This is a genomic window from Variovorax sp. F042 (assembly GCF_057814215.1).
Window position 1 is genome coordinate 1 of record NZ_JBVASX010000024.1, and the last position, 18,506, is coordinate 18,506.

General features: G+C 66.0%; 18 protein-coding genes. 5 read left to right on the forward strand and 13 right to left on the reverse strand.

Features of this window, described 5'->3' with window-relative positions; genetic code table 11:
• The 4 genes from ACZYSP_RS34825 to ACZYSP_RS34840 form a co-directional block, all read left to right on the forward strand.
• On the forward strand, nucleotides 1–2,777 hold a 2,777-nt coding region (locus tag ACZYSP_RS34825), incomplete at its 5' end, for an autotransporter family protein (RefSeq protein ID WP_489019112.1).
• A 316-nt stretch (nucleotides 2,778–3,093) separates the two neighbouring features.
• Nucleotides 3,094–3,546 (forward strand): hypothetical protein, encoded by a 453-nt coding sequence (locus ACZYSP_RS34830; protein WP_093082634.1) that lies wholly within the window; start codon nucleotides 3,094–3,096, stop codon nucleotides 3,544–3,546.
• Nucleotides 3,547–3,759: 213 nt separating this feature from the next.
• Nucleotides 3,760–3,891 carry a hypothetical protein gene (locus ACZYSP_RS34835; protein WP_256217015.1) on the forward strand — a complete coding sequence of 44 codons (132 nt, stop codon included), beginning with the start codon at nucleotides 3,760–3,762 and terminating at the stop codon, nucleotides 3,889–3,891.
• A gap of 220 nt (nucleotides 3,892–4,111) precedes the next feature.
• Nucleotides 4,112–5,710, forward strand: a complete 1,599-nt coding sequence (locus tag ACZYSP_RS34840) for a glycosyltransferase family 39 protein (protein WP_093082524.1) — start codon at nucleotides 4,112–4,114, stop codon at nucleotides 5,708–5,710.
• Between the two features lie 13 nt (nucleotides 5,711–5,723).
• Here ACZYSP_RS34840 and ACZYSP_RS34845 read toward each other — a convergent pair whose 3' ends face one another.
• From ACZYSP_RS34845 to ACZYSP_RS34855, 3 genes are all read right to left on the reverse strand, one after another.
• A complete protein-coding gene (locus ACZYSP_RS34845; protein WP_093082527.1) occupies nucleotides 5,724–5,993 on the reverse strand; it encodes a sensor histidine kinase in 270 nt (89 codons plus the stop codon).
• Nucleotides 5,994–6,241: 248 nt separating this feature from the next.
• On the reverse strand, nucleotides 6,242–7,252 hold the full coding sequence (locus ACZYSP_RS34850) for a COG4280 domain-containing protein (protein WP_093082529.1): 1,011 nt from the start codon (nucleotides 7,250–7,252) through the stop codon (nucleotides 6,242–6,244).
• 1 nt (nucleotide 7,253) lies between these two features.
• Nucleotides 7,254–7,901 carry a Chromate resistance protein ChrB gene (locus ACZYSP_RS34855; protein ID WP_218149808.1) on the reverse strand — a complete coding sequence of 216 codons (648 nt, stop codon included), beginning with the start codon at nucleotides 7,899–7,901 and terminating at the stop codon, nucleotides 7,254–7,256.
• A gap of 89 nt (nucleotides 7,902–7,990) precedes the next feature.
• Between ACZYSP_RS34855 and ACZYSP_RS34860 the strand changes: the two genes are divergently transcribed.
• Nucleotides 7,991–8,374 carry a YkvA family protein gene (locus tag ACZYSP_RS34860; protein WP_093082532.1) on the forward strand — a complete coding sequence of 128 codons (384 nt, stop codon included), beginning with the start codon at nucleotides 7,991–7,993 and terminating at the stop codon, nucleotides 8,372–8,374.
• A gap of 124 nt (nucleotides 8,375–8,498) precedes the next feature.
• Here the strand turns inward: ACZYSP_RS34860 and ACZYSP_RS34865 are convergent, their stop codons facing one another.
• The 10 genes from ACZYSP_RS34865 to ACZYSP_RS34910 all read right to left on the reverse strand — a co-directional run bounded on the left by ACZYSP_RS34865 (nucleotide 8,499) and on the right by ACZYSP_RS34910 (nucleotide 18,053).
• Nucleotides 8,499–8,822: a gamma-butyrobetaine hydroxylase-like domain-containing protein gene (locus ACZYSP_RS34865; protein ID WP_093082535.1), complete on the reverse strand. Its 324-nt coding sequence runs from the start codon at nucleotides 8,820–8,822 to the stop codon at nucleotides 8,499–8,501.
• Nucleotides 8,812–9,819, reverse strand: a complete 1,008-nt coding sequence (locus tag ACZYSP_RS34870) for a HEAT repeat domain-containing protein (protein WP_093082537.1) — start codon at nucleotides 9,817–9,819, stop codon at nucleotides 8,812–8,814. Before ACZYSP_RS34870 ends, ACZYSP_RS34865 begins: the two co-directional genes overlap by 11 nt.
• Before the next feature lie 7 nt (nucleotides 9,820–9,826).
• A complete protein-coding gene (locus ACZYSP_RS34875; protein WP_093082540.1) occupies nucleotides 9,827–10,675 on the reverse strand; it encodes an ABC transporter ATP-binding protein in 849 nt (282 codons plus the stop codon).
• Nucleotides 10,672–11,481, reverse strand: coding sequence for an ABC transporter permease (locus tag ACZYSP_RS34880; RefSeq protein WP_093082542.1), 810 nt, complete (start codon nucleotides 11,479–11,481; stop codon nucleotides 10,672–10,674). The genes ACZYSP_RS34875 and ACZYSP_RS34880 overlap by 4 nt, the downstream gene beginning before the upstream one ends.
• A gap of 27 nt (nucleotides 11,482–11,508) precedes the next feature.
• Nucleotides 11,509–12,921 carry an ABC transporter substrate-binding protein gene (locus ACZYSP_RS34885; protein WP_093082544.1) on the reverse strand — a complete coding sequence of 471 codons (1,413 nt, stop codon included), beginning with the start codon at nucleotides 12,919–12,921 and terminating at the stop codon, nucleotides 11,509–11,511.
• Nucleotides 12,922–12,956: 35 nt separating this feature from the next.
• Nucleotides 12,957–13,190 (reverse strand): 4Fe-4S dicluster domain-containing protein, encoded by a 234-nt coding sequence (locus ACZYSP_RS34890; RefSeq protein WP_093082546.1) that lies wholly within the window; start codon nucleotides 13,188–13,190, stop codon nucleotides 12,957–12,959.
• A gap of 32 nt (nucleotides 13,191–13,222) precedes the next feature.
• Nucleotides 13,223–14,962: a fumarate reductase/succinate dehydrogenase flavoprotein subunit gene (locus tag ACZYSP_RS34895; RefSeq protein ID WP_489019119.1), complete on the reverse strand. Its 1,740-nt coding sequence runs from the start codon at nucleotides 14,960–14,962 to the stop codon at nucleotides 13,223–13,225.
• Nucleotides 14,959–15,732 carry a GntR family transcriptional regulator gene (locus tag ACZYSP_RS34900; protein WP_093082551.1) on the reverse strand — a complete coding sequence of 258 codons (774 nt, stop codon included), beginning with the start codon at nucleotides 15,730–15,732 and terminating at the stop codon, nucleotides 14,959–14,961. Before ACZYSP_RS34900 ends, ACZYSP_RS34895 begins: the two co-directional genes overlap by 4 nt.
• A gap of 126 nt (nucleotides 15,733–15,858) precedes the next feature.
• The gene (locus ACZYSP_RS34905) at nucleotides 15,859–17,622 is read right to left on the reverse strand and encodes a chloride channel protein (protein ID WP_093082636.1); all 1,764 of its coding nucleotides are present in this window, start codon (nucleotides 17,620–17,622) and stop codon (nucleotides 15,859–15,861) included.
• Between the two features lie 5 nt (nucleotides 17,623–17,627).
• Nucleotides 17,628–18,053, reverse strand: a complete 426-nt coding sequence (locus ACZYSP_RS34910) for a MarR family winged helix-turn-helix transcriptional regulator (RefSeq protein WP_093082553.1) — start codon at nucleotides 18,051–18,053, stop codon at nucleotides 17,628–17,630.
• Between the last annotated feature and the right edge of the window lie 453 nt (nucleotides 18,054–18,506).

Below are 18,506 nucleotides of genomic sequence, written 5' to 3' on the forward strand. Positions count from 1 at the left end.
GTGCCAATGGCACCTCTGCCGTCGATTTCACCAACAAGGGCAGCGTCATCGGGTCGCTCAACTTCGCAAACGGCAACGATGCGCTGCATGCCTACACGGGCTCCTCGATCACCGGCAACATCAGCGGCGGAGGCGGCGCCAACCTTCTCACACTCGAAAGCGAAGACGGCGGCGCCTCGACGTTTGCACCGCTTTCCCTGGCCGGGTTCCAGACGCTGCAGAGCAATGCCGGGGTCTGGACTTTCAATGTGGCGCTGCCGTCATCGGGCATTACCAGCGCGACCGTCAATGGCGGCACCCTGATCCTGGGCGCCAATGCCAGCACCTATACGGGCAGCATGACCGTCGGTTCGGGCGGTGTGCTGCAAAGCAGCGCGCAATTCGCGCCGGCAGCAATCACCGACAACGGGCTGGTGCGTTTCGCTCAGCCCGACAACGCAACCTACGCCGGCCTCGTGAGCGGCACGGGCGGCATCGAGAAGACCGGCGCGGGCACGCTCACGCTGACGCAGGACCAGGCCTTCACCGGCACCACCACGATCAGCGCCGGTGTGCTGCAGCTTGGCAGCGGCGGCACCACCGGCTCGGTAAAAGGCAACATCGTCGACAACGCGACGTTGACCGTCCAGCGCTCGAACGCGCTGACGCTGTCGGGCACCATCAGCGGCTCCGGCGCGCTTGCGCAGGCCGGCACGGGCACGACGATCCTCACCGCCGACAACACCTACGCTGGCGGCACCGTCATCAGTGCCGGCACGCTGCAACTCGGCAACGGCGGCACCACGGGCAGCATCGTGGGCAACGTCCTGAACAACGCGACGCTGGTCATCAACCGCTCTAACGCGCTCACGCTGTCGGGCACCATCAGCGGCACCGGCTCGCTCGTCAAGGAAGGCGCCGGCACCACGACGCTCACCGCGGCCAACAGCTACGGCGGCGGCACCGCGCTCAAGCAAGGCCGGCTGAACGTCGGCAACAACCTGGCGCTGGGCACCGGCACGCTGGCGATGGACGACGGCACCACGCTCGGTTTTGCGGCCGATGGCCTGAACCTCGCCAACGCCGTGGTGCTGACCGGCTACAACGACCCGGTGATCGACACCGGCAGCTTCAGCGCCACGCTCAGCGGCAACATCACCGGCGGCGGCTTCATCACCAAGATCGGCAGCGGCACCCTCACACTCTCGGGCTCCAACAGCTATACCGGCGCGACCGATGTGGCCGAAGGCACCCTGAAGGCCGGCGTCGCCGGCACCTTCAGCGCAGCCTCGGCGCACACCGTGCAAAGCGGCGCCACGCTCGACCTTGCAGGCTTCAGCCAGACGGTTGCCTCGCTCGCCAACAGCGGCACTGTCACCTTGGTAGGCACCACACCAGGCACCACCCTCACCGTCAACGGCGCCTATGTGGGCAACAACGGCGTGCTGCGGCTGGGCACCTTCCTGGGCGACAGCACCAGCGTGAGCGACCGGCTGGTGCTCAACGGTGCAAGCGCCTCGGCCAGCGGCAGGACCAGCGTGCAGATCACCCAGCTCGGTGGCCTGGGCGCGCTGACCACGGGCAACGGCATCGAAGTGGTCTCGGCGCTCAGCGGCGCCACCACCACCGCGCAGACCACCAAGGATGCGTTCTCGCTCGCGGGCGGCCACGTGGATGCGGGCGCCTACGAGTACCGCCTGTACGCCGCCGACGCCAGCGGCGCCGGCGAGAACTGGTACCTGCGATCGACCACCACGGCAACGACGGGCACGGGCGGATCGACGGGCGGCACAACGGGCGGTACCGGCACGAGCGCCGTGCAAGTGCCGGCCTACCGAGCCGAAGTCCCGTTGCTCTCCGCGCTGCCCAGCCAGGTACGCCAGGCGGACCTGGCCATGATCGGCAACCTGCACCAACGCATCGGCGACGACGATGTCAAGGCAGGCGCTGCAGCATCGACCGACACCGAGCGCCGCGCCTGGGGCCGCGTGATCGCCACCGACATCGACATCCGCCAGCAAGGCACCGTCGATCCGCACAGCAAGGGCAACGTCAAGGGCTTCCAGGCCGGCACCGATCTGTTCGCCACATCGAACTGGCGTGCCGGCGTGTACGTCGGCCAACTCGACGGCAGCGTCAGGGTCAGCGGCTTCGCCAGCGGTATCGCCAACCTGGCCGTCGGTTCCAACGACCTGCGCAGCCAGTACCTGGGCGCCTACGGCACCTGGACTGCCGATTCGGGCTTCTACGCCGACGCCGTGCTGCAGGCCGGGCGGCACCGTTACACCGTCGAGCCGCTGTCCACTCAGCGCAGCTCGGGCAAGGGCGACAGCCTGACGGCATCCATCGAAGTGGGCCAGGCATTCGCAATGGGCGACAGCGGCTGGAAGATCGAGCCGCAACTGCAGCTGATTCGCCAGCACCTCAGCCTGGACGACATCGCAATCTCCGGTGCGACCGTGCGGCAGGACAGCGACGACGGCTGGATCGCGCGCGTCGGCGTGCGCGTGAAGGGCGAGATCTCCACGAGCCTCGGCACGCTGCAGCCGTACGGCCGCTTCAACGTCTACAAGGCGAGCGGCGGCGCCGACGTCGCCCGCTTCATCGGACCTGCCGCCACGACCGACATCACGAGCCGCACCGGCTCCACTGTCAGCGAACTGGCCGGCGGCCTCACCCTGGCGCTGAACCAGACCACCAGCATTTACGGCGAAGTCGGCAAGCTGTGGGCCTCGGGCGGCGCAACGGATGTGAAGACCTCCCTGCAGGGCTCGATCGGGCTGCGCATGAAGTGGTGAGGGGACGCCGCGTCAGGAATCATCGGTTCCTGGTGCGGCCTGGGTGGCCAGACAAATGCGGCACGGAGATGTCGCATCCGTACCCCTTTGTCTGTGCATTTCCGTGTTCGTTTGCCCCATTTCTTCCATCGAGCGCTGAGCCGCCTCTGTATGCCGGTGCATGAGACAGGTGTGCGCGCCCTAGGATATGGACGGTCAAGCGCCGGCGGAAATGTGGGCCATGCACGCGCGGAAATCAAAACAGAAAGCAGCATCGAAGGGAAAGTGCGCTCCGACGGCTCTCGCAGAGCAATCATTCAAAGATACAGACCTTCACATGGCTTTCACCAATGACAGTCGCGGTTTCGCGTTCTCCTGCGACGATGCAAAGATGTCCATCTGCGTCAGCACCTGGAACACACGTCTAGCTCAAATTGCACGCGTGATCGGCCCTATCCTGATCATGACTGGATCGCTTCCAGATCCAGAGTACATCTCCCAAACTCTGGGCAAGCGTCCGCGAGGCATATTCATCATTGCAAACACCGATGCACGAAAGGAGGCATCGGTGCTCAAGACTCGCTTTCCTGATGTGCGCATAGCGCTGCATGACAACAACAACGCCAAAGTCGTACTTGTGTCGCCGGACACTGTCTGGGTTTCCAGCGCTGATTTTGGCAAGACGACACGGATAGAGTCCGCTGTCGGTCTGCATTCAAGCGCCGTGTTCAAGAAGATTCAGGAATCCCTCTTCCACAAGTTATGGGCAGAGGCGATCAAGATTTCATGATGAGGCCTTCACGCGTGGCTTGACTCGCAGGGAATTCTCTCAAATCGATTCGGGTCATGCGAAAAGTTTAGGGGCAGCCGATGCGATTGCGTCAGAGCTTGTTTCCTATCCGGCCGCACTCTTCTGACGAGGCATTTCGCTCCCATCACACCCCGTGAGTACGCCGTTCACTCTACTTGTCGCAGTCAAGGTTCGAAGGTAAAAACGCCCCGCATGAGCCCTGTCCGAACGCATCAGTTCCTGCGCATCTCACGCTGGTTGCGGCTGCATTTTCAAAGTGCCTCGGGCCTGGGCGCTCTGGCCGCCGTGGCCATGTGGCTGCTCTTCTGGTTCGGCGGCGATTGAGCCACTGTCCCGGACCGATATGCACCCACACTGTTGATTTTCGTGCTCGTCTGATCCGCTTTTTCAGCGGGCACGGAACCGTCGCTGATGAGGGCAGGACTGGCGGCCGCCATGCGCAGGGGCACGATGGAGGCGAACGTCTTCGGAATGTGGTGCTGGCTGGCGCGGAACTCAATAGAGTCAGCTTCAAGTGAGGTCGGCTGTATTACAAACCTCCGCAATGAGTTCCTGGCCGATTTCCCCCGATGCCCGTTCGTTGCTCGCGACGGCGCGACGCCCACCCCTGCATGGTGCTGTCCTCGCCGCTCTCCTGGCGATGGTGGTGGTGTGGACCTTGCCGATGGCGACGTTCTACGAGACGCCTCCCTGGGACAACGTCGAGGAACTCTTCTGGGGCGGCAGTCTGGAATGGGGCTACTACAAGCATCCCCCGTTGCCGAGCTGGCTGATGGGCCTGCTTGTCTCCCTGGCCGGTCGCCAGGCCTGGCTGACCTATGCCGCGGGCGTCGGCTGCGGCGTGGGCGCTCTCTATATCCTGTGGCGCTGGTCGCTGGGAATGGTGTCCCCCGCTCGAGCGGCGCTGGCGGTGCTGCTCGGCTCACTGGTGACCTACCACGTACAGCGTGCGACCATCTTCAACCACAACACGGTGCAACTGCTGCCGATAGCAGGTTACTGGTGGATGCTCTGGCGTGTGCTGCGCACGCCGGAGACGGGACGCCGCGACTGGCTGTGGCTTGGCGTCTTCGCAGCACTGTCGATGCTCACCAAATACAGCGCCCTGGTGCAGTTCGCGGTGGGAGCAGCTTTCATCGCCCGCGAAGGAGCGTGGCGAGATGCACGTGTGCGACGCGACCTGCTGCGGGCCGGCGCGGTGATGCTGCTGCTCATGGCGCCGCACCTGGCGTGGCTGCTGCAGCACGGCGATCAGACCATTGGCTATGCGCGGCACTCGGTGCATCCTTCCGGCCTGTCGAAGCACCTGCACTCGCGGCCGCTTCGGGTGCTGCTGGTGCAGCTTGCACGCATGTCGCCGATGTTGTTGTTCGTTGCATGGGCTTGGTTCACGCGCGCGCGTACGCCGCCTGGACGCTCGGCGGTGTCGAACGGCTTCGACCGGCGCTTTCTTGCCTGGGCGACCCTCGGGCCAGTGTGCCTGGTGCTGGCGGCGTCAGTACTGCTGCAGACGCGCCTGGTGGCCTCGTGGCTCGGCACCTTTTTTCTGCCGGCTGCGGTGTGGGCAGTGGCAGTGGTGCCGGGTCTCGAGGCGGAGCGCTGGAAACGCAGCCGCTGGGCCCCCACGCTAGCCGTGGCGGCATTTCTCCACGTCGCCGGTTCGTTCGGGCAGGCGTGGATCGACGGTGTCTGGAGCGCGCGGCATGGCTACATCACGCGCGCCAACCTGCCCTCGCGGCAAATCGCCGAAGCGGTCGATACCCTCTGGCGCGAGCGTATCGGTGACCGTCCCTTGCGGCTGCTGATTGGCGACACATGGTTCGCGGGTGCGGTGGCCCTGCAAATGGACCCAGCCGTTCAACTTCTGATCGACGGGGATCCTCGCACCTCGCCCTGGCTGACGCCCGGCTCCCTGGCGCGGGAAGGCGGCATGGTGCTGATCCTCGACACGCCGGAATTTCGCTCCGAGGGGCCGCTGCTGGAGCCATTGTTGGCGAGTGCCAGTTGCACGGGCAGCTTGCACCTGCCCTGGGCCGGCACGGACGACGCGCGCAGCGTGCGTCTGCGCTGGGGCATCGTGCGACCCGAGGACGAGCATGGCCTCCAGGACTGCGTGCCGGCGCCGCCGCCATCGTCGTCGTAATCAGGCCAAGCGGTCACGTCTGCGGGCCATGGTGACCTGGCGCCCTTGCCGCCGGAAAATAGATCACCAGCTTCGCGCCTCCCGATTCGCTGTCCGTCAGTTTCACTTCGGCGGCATGCAAGAGCGCGATTTCCTTCACGATCGCCAGACCCAGACCGCTTCCTTCGCCAGCGGGTTCGCGACCGCGGACAAAGCGCTCGAAGATCGCCTCTCGCTGATCGGCCGCCACGCCAGGACCCGAGTCGGCCGCGCCGATAGCAAGTGGCGCACAGAAGCCGTAGATGTGGTCATTCTGGACCGCTTACTGCCCCACACTGCGGGCCCGAAAAGCGGTCTCGCTCGCGAACTGGAAGTGCTTCGACTGGCCCGCGATCGAGGGGCTTGCGGTGCGCGGCGTCGGCTGTCTACTCGAGAACACGAACTGATCGGGTGGTGCCTAGATATCTGTTCGACGCCCATCCCGTTCGCTGGGTTCATGACAACGCCTCCTTTCGGGGAAGGCGCCAGACAAGAAGTCAAAGGGAAAGCCCGTTATCTGAAGCTTGCACGGCGGGCAGCACTGGCGGCGAGCACGGCTGTGAGACCCGCGGCAAGCAGCAGTCCGTCGAAGGGCCCTGCGATGGCGTGGCGGGTTTCGCCTAGCCAAGCAGCCGACACCCAGATCAGAGCGCCAATGGCAAGCCAGCCATCGTCGAGGAAAAGACCGAGCAGCTCGCGGCCGATCGCAGCGGGCACGCCTGCCTTGGCTTTGGGCGCGGAGGCAGCTTTCGCCGAGGGCTTGGGCAAGGCCGCGGCTGCTTTATGCATTCGGGCGCAAAGCTGCACCAGGCCGAGCGCAACCAACAGGAAGACGCCGATCAGCGCCAGCACCGCCCAGTCGGCGCCGGGCCACTGAAGCCCGATGCCTTCGCCGACCCAGAAGGTTCCGAATGCGGCCAGCATCACGCCGACACCGAACTTCAGCGCGTTCTCCGGTACGCGCGCGAGCGGCCGGTGCAGCCACAGCCCGAGCAGCACCACGGCTAGCAGCGCCAGCAAGGCGCCGATAGAAGCCGGAAGCATCATCTGTCCACTGGCACCGATTGCGATCACGATGAACACCACCTCGATGCCCTCGAGCATGACGATCTTGAAGGCCGTCGCGAAAGCCAGCTTGTCGACGACCTGCCGCATCACGCCGCCCTGCGTACCCTGAGCGCGCAGCGCCGCGGTTTCTTCGGCAAAAGCCCTGGCTTCGTCATGCAAGGCCAGAACACCGGCCGAACGAAGGATCGCCTTGCGCAACCACCGCAGGCCGAAGAGCAGCAGCAAGGTTCCTACGACCAGTTGAACCAGTGGCAGCGGAATGCGCGTCAATGCGGGACCGAGCACTGCGACCAGGCCCATGAGCACCGCCAGCGCGGCTGCGGTGCCCAGCAACGCAGAGCGCCAGCCGCGCACAACGCCGACCGCCAGCACGATGGTCAGTGCTTCGACGAATTCCACCGTCGAGGCCATGAAGGATGCGAGCACCGACGGTGCGGCCGATGTCCAGACAATCATTTCATCTTCCTTTCTTGGGTTCGTTGGCCGGCTTCTTCTTTGCAGCCGGGCGCTTCGTGGCGGTGCGCTTTGCTGGAGAGGGCTTTTCGAGCGGTTCGCCCTTCGCGTTCTGCTCGCGCTCGAACACCTCGTTGGCGTAGGCCTCGAGCAGTTCCTCGCATTCGGCGAGGCGCTGTTCCGCTGTTGCGCGAGCCGGTGCGCCATAGAAGTCCAGCACCTTGATGCGTTCCAGCCAGTTCTTCAGCTTCTTCAGGTCTTCGTCGTTCTCTTTCACCTCGGCAAAGGTGTAGTGATCGGCCTTGACCTCTTTCTCGATTTCTTTCTTGTAGTCGCCACACTTGTCGAGGAACTCTTCGTAGTCCTGGTCGCGGTCGTGCTTGAAGTAGGCAACGACGCGTTCTTCCTGCTTCGCGTCGAGGGCCAGGGTTTCGAAGATCACGGCCTCGCCGCCGGCTCTGTCGATGTCGGCCTGGATCATGCGGAACTGGCGCTGATGCTCGGTCGTGGTGGGTAGAACACAGATGCTGTTCTGCAGATAGACGGCACCCAGGCTGCGGATGCGGCGCCAGATCGCCACCCGGAACTTGGAGGGTTCGGCGGGCACCTTGTAGGTCAGCAGCAGCCAACTAGTTTTCTTTTCTTGATTCACAGATAATGTAGCGGTCGTTACACAATGAATGTATCGAGAAAGATTAACTCGCGCAAGCTGGTCCCTCCGTGCCAACGAGGAAGTCCCTGTTGTCGACCCTGAAAAACATCGGCCAGTGGGCCCATCGCGTCAAGCGCGACTCTGTGACCTTGTGGTTCGTGTGCCGTCATCCAGGCACGCCGTGGCTGCCCAAGGTGCTGGCAGCCTTCGTCGTCGCTTACGCGCTCAGCCCAATCGACTTGATCCCCGACTTCATCCCGGTGCTGGGGTATGTGGACGATGTGCTCCTGCTGCCCGGCCTGATCTGGCTTGCAATACGGTTGATGCCCAAAGACGTCCTCGCTGAATGTCGTGAGCAGGCGGACACCTGGATGCGCCGTGGCGAGGGCAAGCCGCGCAGCTCGTGGGGCATCGCATTCGTTGTCGTAGTCTGGATCGGTGTTGGGGTGGCTTTATGGCTATGGATTCGATAAGAGACCACTCGTGAGCTTCACGAAGATCGTCTGTTTTCTCCCTTCCGGAAAAAGGCCAGCCAGGTTGACGCATGCATAGACAGCTAACAACTGCAGCAGCATCAACCAGTGCAAGGCGGCCAGCCTATGGGACGGCTCGCAATGACACGGCCCGCTCCAGAAGTTCTCTGAGAAAGACCCAGGGAAAAATTCCCCTGTCGTGCCCGTCGTTGAACACGAATTGAACTCCGTAGGCACCGACCGGCAGGATGTCCGTTACGCACAGTCCGGTGGCGGTTTGCACATCTTCGGCACCTTCAGCGCTTGGGGTCGCGCGCAGCGCCTTGCAGTCGGCGCAGGGGCAGTTCGACCGCAGCAGCTGGTAGCCGGCGACATGCCGCACACCATCCGCCCAGCAGAACTCCAGCGCAGCGCGTGTGCGGTGATCGACGATGGACTCAGGCGCCATGCGAGGCTGCCGGACGGGCGCCGATCTGGGCGATGGCCAGCCGCACGGACTTGCGCACTTCGGGATCGGGGTCATGGGCGGCGTGTTCGAGGTTGGGGAGGGCAGCGGCATCGCCGATCTCGCCCAGCGCCAATGCGGCCTCCTTGCGAAGGTTGCTGATGCTGTGACCCAGCGCTGCAAGCAAGGGCGCGACGCTCTCGGTGCTGCGCAGGCGGCCGAGGCTGCGCGCCGCGCGCAGGCGAACCTGCCAGTAAGCGTCGTTCAGCGCGACCAGCAGTGCCGCGGCCGCCGCGGGTTGCTGCAGCTTGCCGAGCGCGGTGGCCGCTTCTTCGCGCACTTGCCAGCTTGCGTCGCGCAGGGCGGTTTCCAGTGCGCCGCGGGCGTCGGTGTTGCCGGCCGCGAATGCCAGCGCACCCACGGCCGCACGGCGGATTTCGTCCACGGGATCGGAGACTGCGAGCGCGGCCAGGGCCGGCAGCGCGGCCGCGTGCTTCAGATAGCCAAGCACCCCGATGGCTTCGCGGCGCAGGGCCACGGCACCGATGGCGTCATCGGCGGAACTCGCTTCCTGCAGCACCGCCAGCGCAGGTGCGGCGCTGGCCGGCACGCGCAACCCGCGCAGCGCACGCAGCACGGCGGCACGCACATGCGCAGGTCCGGCTCCCGCATGCGGCAGCAACCAGGCGGCCGATGCCGGGTCCTTCAGTTCGGCCAGGCTGTGGGCGGCGGCCTCGCGCACCTGCGCATCGGGATCGTCGAGCGCCTGGGCCAGCCCTTCGACGGCAGGCTGGTTCTCCATGGTTTCGAGCGCCCACGCGGCGGCGGCGCGCACGGTGGGCGCCTCGTCGCGTAGCGCCGCGACCAACAGCGGCGTGTGCGCCTCATCGGCCAAGTCGCCAAGGTCCATCACGGCGATGCGGCGCACTTCGGCGTCGGGCGAGTCCAGCCGTCCGGCAATGGCCTGCAATTCGGGATCGTCGAGGAGGGCGGGGTTCATTTTTCTTTCAGATGGCGAAGCGCAGCTGTGCGGCGGTGGGCGCGCCAAGCGGCGTGAGGCGTTCCAGCGGTGCGCTGGCTGCTGCATGCGGATGCAGCAGTTGCAGGCAGCGCCGCTTGAGCGCGGTGAATTCGGAAGAGGTGACCAGCGACGGATCGCGCGGCCGCGCAAAGTCCAGCGCGAACTCGGCGACGATGCGGCCGGGCCTGGGCCCCATCACGAGCACGCGGTCGCCCAAGAACAGCGCCTCGTCGATGTCGTGTGTGATGAAGACGATGGTGGTGCGAACGCGCGTCCAGGCATCGAGCAACTGGCGCTGCATCATGAGCCGGGTCTGGGCGTCGAGCGCGCCGAAGGGCTCGTCCATCAGCATCACGCGCGGATGGTTGATGAGCACCCGCGCAATCTCCGCGCGCTGCTGCATGCCGCCCGACAACTGCGACGGATAGAAGCCGGCGAAGTCGTCCAGGCCGACGAGCCGCAGCATCTCGTGCGCCCGCGCATGGCGCTCGCGCCGGCCGACGCCCTGCATCTTCAAGCCGAAAGCGACGTTGTCCAGCACCTTCTTCCAGGGAAAGAGCGTGTGGTGCTGAAAGACCAGCCCGCGGTCCGGATGCGGTCCGCGCACCGGCTCGCCGTCCACGTGGATGACCCCGCCCGCGGGCGTCAGGTGGCCGGCCAGCGCCCCCAGCAGCGTCGACTTGCCGCAGCCCGAAGGACCGAGCAGGCAGACGAACTCGCCGGGCTCGACATGCAGTGTGATGTCCTGTACCGCATCGAAGGCCTGCGCGCCCTGGCCCAGGCGCACCCGCAGGTCGTCGATGGCGATGCGGCCGGTTTGTACGTCGGCCTTCACGATCTTTTCTCCTGCACGCAGCGCCAGGGCATCAGCGTCTGGCCGATCCATCGCACCAGCGCGCTGCTGCCCATGCCGAGCACGCCGATGAAGAGCATGCCGACCACGATGTCGGCGTAGTTCTGGATCGTGTACGACATCCACGTGTAGTAGCCGATGCCGAACTGGCCCGAGATCATCTCGGCCGTGACCAGGCAGAACCATGCCGTGCCCATGCCGATGGCCAGGCCCGTGACCACGCTCGGCAGCGCGCCGGGCAGGATCACCTCGCGAAACACCGCGAGACGGCCGGCACCCAGGCTGCGCGCCGAGGCGACAAGGCGCGCATCCACCGCCTCCACGCCGTGCACGGTGTTGAGCAGCACCGGGAACAGCGCACCGACGAAGGTGATGAACACCATCGAGGCCTCCGACGACGGAAACATCAGGATGGCCAGCGGAATCCACGCCACGGCGGGAATCGGCCGCAGCACTTCGAGCGGCGGCAGCAGCGTGTCTTCGGCCCAGCGCGCGCGGCCGATCGCCAGACCCAGCGCCACGCCCGCCACAGCGGCCAGCCCGAAACCGATGAGTACCCGGCGCAGGCTCGCCGACAGATGCTGCAAGACCAGCGGTGATTGCGCCAGCGACCAGGCCGACTCGGCCACTTCGCGCGGCGGCGGCACGTTCTGGAAGGTGATGAAGCCCAGGTTCATGCGCTGGCGCGTGGCGAAGTGCCACGCGAGCACGCAGACGAGCAACGCGGCGATGCGCCAAGTTGCGCGCGGCAGACCGGCGCGCAGCCTGGCGATGGTGAAGCTGGCCATGGCGAGGATGTGAAAAATCGCGAAGCGTCAGCCAGCCAGCGCGGCGCGCACGCCGGCGAAGTCCGCCACCTTGCCGCCTTTCTTCGCGGCCCAGCCCTCGGCCTGGTCCTTGAGCAGGAAGGCATCGACCTCGCCCTTGGCGCCGAGCACGAACCATGCGTCGGCGGCGAGCAGCTTGTTGCCGCTGCTTCGGTCCTGCGCGTAGACCACGCGTGCCTTCTTGCCGGCCTTCTCCAGCTTCTGCAGGTCGCTGAAGGCGCTCTCGGGCGAGGCGTAGTGCCGCACCAGCGGCTCGCCGGCCACCCAGATCTGGGCAACGCGGCTCACGTCGGTGATCGGCTTGCCGGTCGAGGCGTCCTTGGCGACCAGCGGAGCGCGGGCGTAGTTTTTCAACTGCTTCTCGTAGTCGAGGCCTGCTTCCTGGAAGGCGGCGCGGATGTAGCCGTCCTGCACGAAGGCATTGGCGTCGATGTCGTTGTCGGTGCGTTTCAGCAGGCGCAAGGTCTCCAGTGATGTCTTCACCGCCTGCCGGTACTCGGGCTTCCAGCTCAGGTCGCGTGTCTGCAGTCCGAGCGGGCCGTGGAACAGATAGTTGACCTCGGCCTCGATGCCGGTGACCTTGGCGATCAGCTCGCTGTACTTTTCGGGCTCGGCGGCCACGAGGCGGTCGGCTTCCAGCGCGGCACGCAGGTAGGCGGTGACGACCTCGGGGTACTTCTTCGCGTACTCCTCGTCGACCAGGCTGCCGTGGAAGGTGGGTGCGTTCGCTTGCGAGCCGTCGTAGATCTTGCGGGCGAAGCCGCGGTATGGAAAGAGCTCTGCGAACGGCACGAAGTCCGCATGCGCCTCGACCTTGCCGGCCTGCAGCGCGGGGCCGGCCACCTCGGGCGCCTGGGTCGTGATGTTCACGTCCTTCAGCGGGTCCCAGCCCTGCGCCTGGATGGCGCGCAGCAACATGCCGTGCGAGGTCGAGGCGAAGGGCACCGAGATGGTCTTGCCCTTGAGTTCGGCCAGCGACTGCACCTTCGAATCCTTGGGCACGACGATGCCGTTGCCGCTGCCCGTGGTGCTGCCCGAGAGCACGGTGATGAAGATGCTCTTGCGCCCCGCCTTCTGGAAGGCCGCGCCGTTGAAGCTGCCCGGAAAGTCGGCCATCGAGCCGAGGTCCAGTTTGCCGGCGACCATCTCGTTGGTCAGCGGCGCGCCGGAGGTGAAGTTCTTCCACTCGATCTGGTACTGCGCGTCCTTGTATTTGCCGGTGCGCGGCAGGTACTTCTCCAGCAGCTTGAGCTCGCGGATCAGCAGGCCGCCGGTGGCGCAGTTGATGGTGGTGTCCTGCGTGCCGATGGCGATGCGGATGGTCTCGGCCTGTGCGACCGGCAGGGCCAGCAGCAGGCCGAAGGCGGCGCCCCACAGGGCCAGTCTTCTCGTGGTCTTCATCGTGATTGCTCCAGTTGAAATGTGGCGGCCGCGGCTCAGCGCAGCAGGTAGGGGATGTCGACGGTGACTGCGCCGGTGGGGCAGTCCTTCTCGCAGGGCATGCAGTACCAGCACTCGTCGAACTTCATGTAGGCCTTGCCCTTGCTGAGGTCGATGGCGAGCACGTCGAGCGGGCAGACGTCCACGCAGACGGTGCAGCCCTTGTGGGCGATGCACTTGTCGTCGTCGATGCGCACGGGCACGCTGGTGGGGTTGAAGGCGATGGGCATGCGGGGTTCTCTTTTTTGTCGTGGTGCAGGTGTCAGGCTGCGACCGGCTCGCGCACGGCGGCGGGCACGCGCAGGTGCTGGTAGGCCGACATCTCATGCGCATCGAGCGGCACGATGTACGGATCGACCGGTCGCTTGAAGCTCACCATCGCATCGCCTTGCTTCTGCAACTGCGTATGGCAGAACCAGTCGTGGTCGTTGCGCTCGGGAAAATCCACGCGGTGGTGGTAGAGGCCCCAGCGGCTTTCAGTGCGATAGAGCGAGGCGCGCGCGGCCATCTCGGCGCAGTCGCGGATCGCGTGCACTTCCATCGCGCGCATCAGCTCGTGCGGGCCGGGGGCGGCGAGCTGTTCGAGGTCTTCGTGGATCTGCTCGAAGCGCGAGAGGCCGATTTCCATCTTGCGCGTGACCTTGGGCGGCTGCAGGTAGTCGTTGACCATGCGGCGCAGCTTGTATTCGACCTGCGCAGGGGGCAGGCCGCCGCTGCGCAAGAGCGGTGCGCTGACGCGGGCGTGCTCGCGTGCCACCTGTTCTTCATCGAGTGCGGGCAGCTCGGTCTCGGCGCAATGCCGCGCCGCGCTTTCACCCGCGAGGCGGCCGTACACGAAGGCGCCGAGCATGTAGTTGTGCGGCACGCAGGCCAGGTCGCCCGCGGCATGCAGGCCCGGCACGGTGGTGCGCGCATGCTCGTCCACCCACACGCCGGAGGCCGAATGGCCGCTGCACAGGCCGATCTCGGAGATGTGCATCTCCACCATCTGCTTGCGGTAGTCGGTGCCGCGCCCGGCATGAAAGCGCCCGCGGCTCGGGCGTTCGTTGGTGTGCAGGATCTGCTCGATGGTGGCGATGGTCTCCTCGGCCAGGTGGCTCAGCTTGAGGAAGACAGGGCCGTTGCCGCCCTGGAGCTCGTTGTAGAACTCCATCATCATCTGGCCGCTCCAGTAGTCGCACTCGATGAAGCGCTCGCCCTTGTTGTTGGTGGTGTGGCCGCCGAAGGGGCCGGTCACATAGGCGCAGGCGGGGCCGTTGTAGTCCTTGATGAGCGGGTTGATCTGGAAGCACTCGATGCCCGAGAGCTCGGCGCCCGCGTGGTAGGCCATGCTGTAGCCGTCGCCCGCGTTGGTCGGGTTCTCGTAGGTGCCGAAGAGGTAGCCCGACGCCGGCAGCCCGAGCCGGCCGGCCGCGCCCGTGGCCAGCACCACCGACTTCGCGCGGATCACATGGAACTCGGCCGTGCGGCAGTCGAAGGCCATCGCGCCCGCGATGCTGCCGTCGGCGGCCGCGGTGAGCAGGCGCGTGACGACCAGGCGCTGCGACATCTCCACGCGTGTGCGCTTCAGGCGCCGATACAGCACGTTCTTGATGTTGTGGCCCTCGGGCATGGGCAGCACGTAGGTGCCCATGTGGTGCACCTTGCGCATCGCGTAGTCGCCGGTCTCGTCCTTCTCGAACTTCACGCCCCAGCGGTCGAGCTCCTCGATCATCGAATAGCTGTTGCGCGCATAGGCCATCACCGTCTTCTGGTTGACGATGCCGTCGTTGGCGGTGGTGATCTCCTTGACGTACTGCTCGGGCGTGGCGAAGCCCGGCACCACCGCGTTGTTCAGGCCGTCCATCCCCATCGAGATGGCGCCGCTGCGCTTGACGTTGGCTTTTTCCAGCAGCAGCACTTCGAGCTTGGGGTTGGCTTCTTTGGCCTTGACGGCGGCCATCGGGCCGGCCGTGCCGCCGCCGATGACCAGCACGTCGATGGTGCGGGTGAGGATGTTCATGGGTTGGCCTTCGTCGTCGGGTTGGCGCGGGCGATGCGCAGACGGTGCTGGAACGCATCGCCGCGGAAATAGAGGTCTTCGAAATCCAGTGGCGCGCCGTCGGCGGTGTGGGTGAGGCGCTCCACGCGCAGCACGGCGGTGCCTTCGGGCACACTCAGCGCGCGGGAGAGCACCTCGTCGGCCAGCATCGCATCGATCTGCAGGTCGGCGTGGCCGAGGGCGATGCCGTAGTCGTTTTCCAGGATCAGGAAGATGTCGCGCCCGGCCAGGTCCGCCTGGCGCAGCCGCTCGCCGATGGCGTGGGGCAGGTAGGTCACCTCGTAGGACACCGGCGCGCGGTTGAGGTGGCGCACGCGCTTGATCTGCGCCACCGGCGTGCCCTCGGCCAGGCCCAGATGCTGCGCCACCCGAGGCGAGGCAGGCACGGTCTTGTGGCTGGTGACCTGGTTGCGGATCTCGTAGCCCATGCGCACCATCGCCTCGGCAAAGCCTTCGAGTTGGCCGAGATGCTGGAACGCCTTGGGTTTGGCGACGAAGGTGCCCTTGCCCGGAATCTTGAAGATCAGGTTCTCGCGCTGCAGGTCGCTGAGCGCCTGGCGCACCGTGATGCGGCTGACCTTGAACAGCGCGACCATTTCGCTTTCCGAAGGCAGCTGCGCATGCGGTGCGTAGGTGCCGTCAAGGATGCGCTCGCGCAGCGTTTCGCGCACCTGGGTGTAGAGCGGGACGGGCGAAAAGGCGATGGGCTCGAGCGCCCTGACGGTGGACATGCGGCTGACCTGTTATGACCGGTTGAATGAGGCCGGATGCTAGTCAGCGATGCTTCTTTCTCTAAATAAGGAAAACGTGCTTTGATATGCGGGAAGTAGGGGCCTATGAGCGCAGTCGGAGCCAGCTCAGGTTTGCCACGGCAGCCCGCGCATGCGCTCGCGCTTCTCTTCTTCGTCGAAGTGCGCAAGCGAGGGTTTGATGAGGTCGCTGCGCGCCACGATGCCCACCAGCACGAGCGACTGTGCATCCTTCACCACCGGCAGCCGTTCGAGCCGGTGGCGCGCGAGCCGCGTGGCAACGGTGCGGCAGTTCTCGCCCGGTAGCGCGAAGAACAGCGGCGCATCGGCGCAAGCGTCGCCCACCGTGGAAATCGGGTCGCGCGTGCCGTGCGCGGCCAGCATCGCGCGGTCAGCCACGCCGATCACCGCGCCGTTGCGCAGCACCGGGAACGCGCGGTGCGCCTGCCCCTCGCCGAAATGCTCGAACAGCGCCTGTGCCATCGGCATGGCCGCGTCGATGCTGTGCACCTCGCGCGTCATCACCTCTTCGACCGAATGCCGCTCCAGCGGATCGACGCCGTACTCGCGGTAGATGTGATAGCCGCGGCGCGCGATCTTCTCGGTGAGGATCGAGCGGCGCATCGTCAGCACGGTGAAGCCGTAGGCCACGGCGGACGTGGTCAGCAGCGGCAGCAGCGCATTGCTGTCGTGCGTGAGCCCGAAGGCGAAGATGGTGGCGGTGAGCGGCGCGCGCATCACGCCGCCCAGCGTGGCCGCCATGCAGACCAGCGGCCACAGCATCGGGTCGTTGCCGGGCAGCACGTGCGACAGCACCACGCCCAGGCCCGCGCCCATCATCAGCAGCGGCGCAAGCACGCCGCCCGAGGTGCCCGAGCCCAGCGCAATGACCCATATCTCGGCCTTCACCGCCAGCAACGCGAGCACCACGCCGAGCGCGAGGTGGTTGTGCAGCAGGTCGCCGATCACGTCGTAGCCCACGCCCAGCGCGCGCGGCTGCAGGTAACCGCCGATGCCGACCGCGAGGCCGCCGATGGCCGGCCACCACATCCAGTGCAGCGGCAGCTTGCCGAACCAGTCCTCGACCTTGTAGAGCGAGATCGACAGCGACGCCGACAGCGCGCCGCACAGCACGCCGGCAATCACGCACGACAGCATGGCGAGCGGACCGGGCACCGCCGTCTGCAGCGGGAACAGCGGGCCCGGGTCCATCAGCAGCGGCCGCGCGAAGCCCGCCACCGCGCAGGCCACCGCCACCGGCAGCAGACTGCGCGGACGCAATTCGAACAGCAGCAGTTCGACCGCCAGCAGCACCGCGGCCACCGGCGTGCCGAACACGGCCGTCATGCCGGCCGTGGCGCCCGCCACCAGCAGCGCCTTGCGCTCGGCGGCGGTGAGGTGGAAGTGCTGCGCGATCAGCGAGCCGATGGCGCCGCCGGTCATGATGATCGGACCCTCCGCGCCGAACGGGCCACCGCTGCCGATGACGATGCCCGATGACAGCGGCTTGAGCAGCGCGACCTTCGGCGACATCTTGCTTTTACCGAACAGGATCGCCTCGATGGCCTCGGGGATGCCGTGGCCGCGGATCTTGTCGGAGCCGTAGCGCGCAACCAGTCCGACGATCAGCCCGCCGATCACCGGCACCACGATGACCCACGCGCCCAACGTGTTGGTGGCCGGCGAGCGCTCGGTCAGCGAGAAGGTCTGGAAGAAGAACAGGTTGGTGAAGAAGCGGATCAGGTCGAGCAGCACGCGGGCGGCCACAGTGCTGATGGCGCCGATGACGGCGGCCATGACAGTGATGCGCATGAGCCGGGTGTTGAGCGCGAAATCGCCGCGCGGCGGATGGGAGGAGGTCTTGGCGGTCATGGTGCTCACGAAGCGTCTGGAAGATCGATCTGCGGCACGTCGAACACGCCCTTGAGCGAGCGCAGTTCCGCGCGGTGGAGTTCGGCCAGCCTCAACAGCAGCTTCTCGCCCTTGGCGAGCAGGTGCACCTCGACCTGGCGGCGGTCGGTTTCGCTGGGCCGGCGCTGCACGAGCCCGAGCGCTTCGCAACGCGTGACGAGCGTGACTGCGCCGTGCGGCTGCAGTTGCAGGCGCTCGGCAATCTCGCCCACCAAAGCCCAGTCGCGCCCGGGCACGCCCTTGATGTGCAGCAGCACCAGGTACTGCTGCGGCGTGAGGCCCTCGGCCTGCGCGGCGTGCTCGGAGAAGCGCTCGAAGCGGCGCATCTGGTAGCGGAACTGGGAGAGCGCCTCGAAGTCTTTCTTGGCGAGCTTGCGGGGGGTGGAGGCCATGGCTGAAGTGGATGTCGAAACGGCTGCGAATATATCACGTCGCGATATATATGCGTTGTCGCATTTACTGCCTAGGACAGCACCCGACCGAGCGGGCAGCCATTCGCTCTACGCGTGTCGAGACTCATGGATCCGTCTTAAAGGCTCTTTCGAGGGGGCATCCTCTCTGCAGATTCGCCGGCTGGGTGGACTTCAGGCACGAGACGTAGATGCGGGACTTCTGCTGATACTGCGGATTTCCGCTCCAGCAAATCTCTCAGGAGCACCCAGAGAAATATTCCGTGACAGTGTCGACCGCTGGGCACGAACTGCACGCCATAAGCTCCAGGAAGCCGGATGTCCGTCACTTTGATAACGGTGCCCAAATGGTGGTCCACAGGCATCGTCGTCTTCCACACTGCGCGCAGCGCCTTGCGGGCCTGCGTCGACTCGGCGTGCCGGACTATGCTGCGG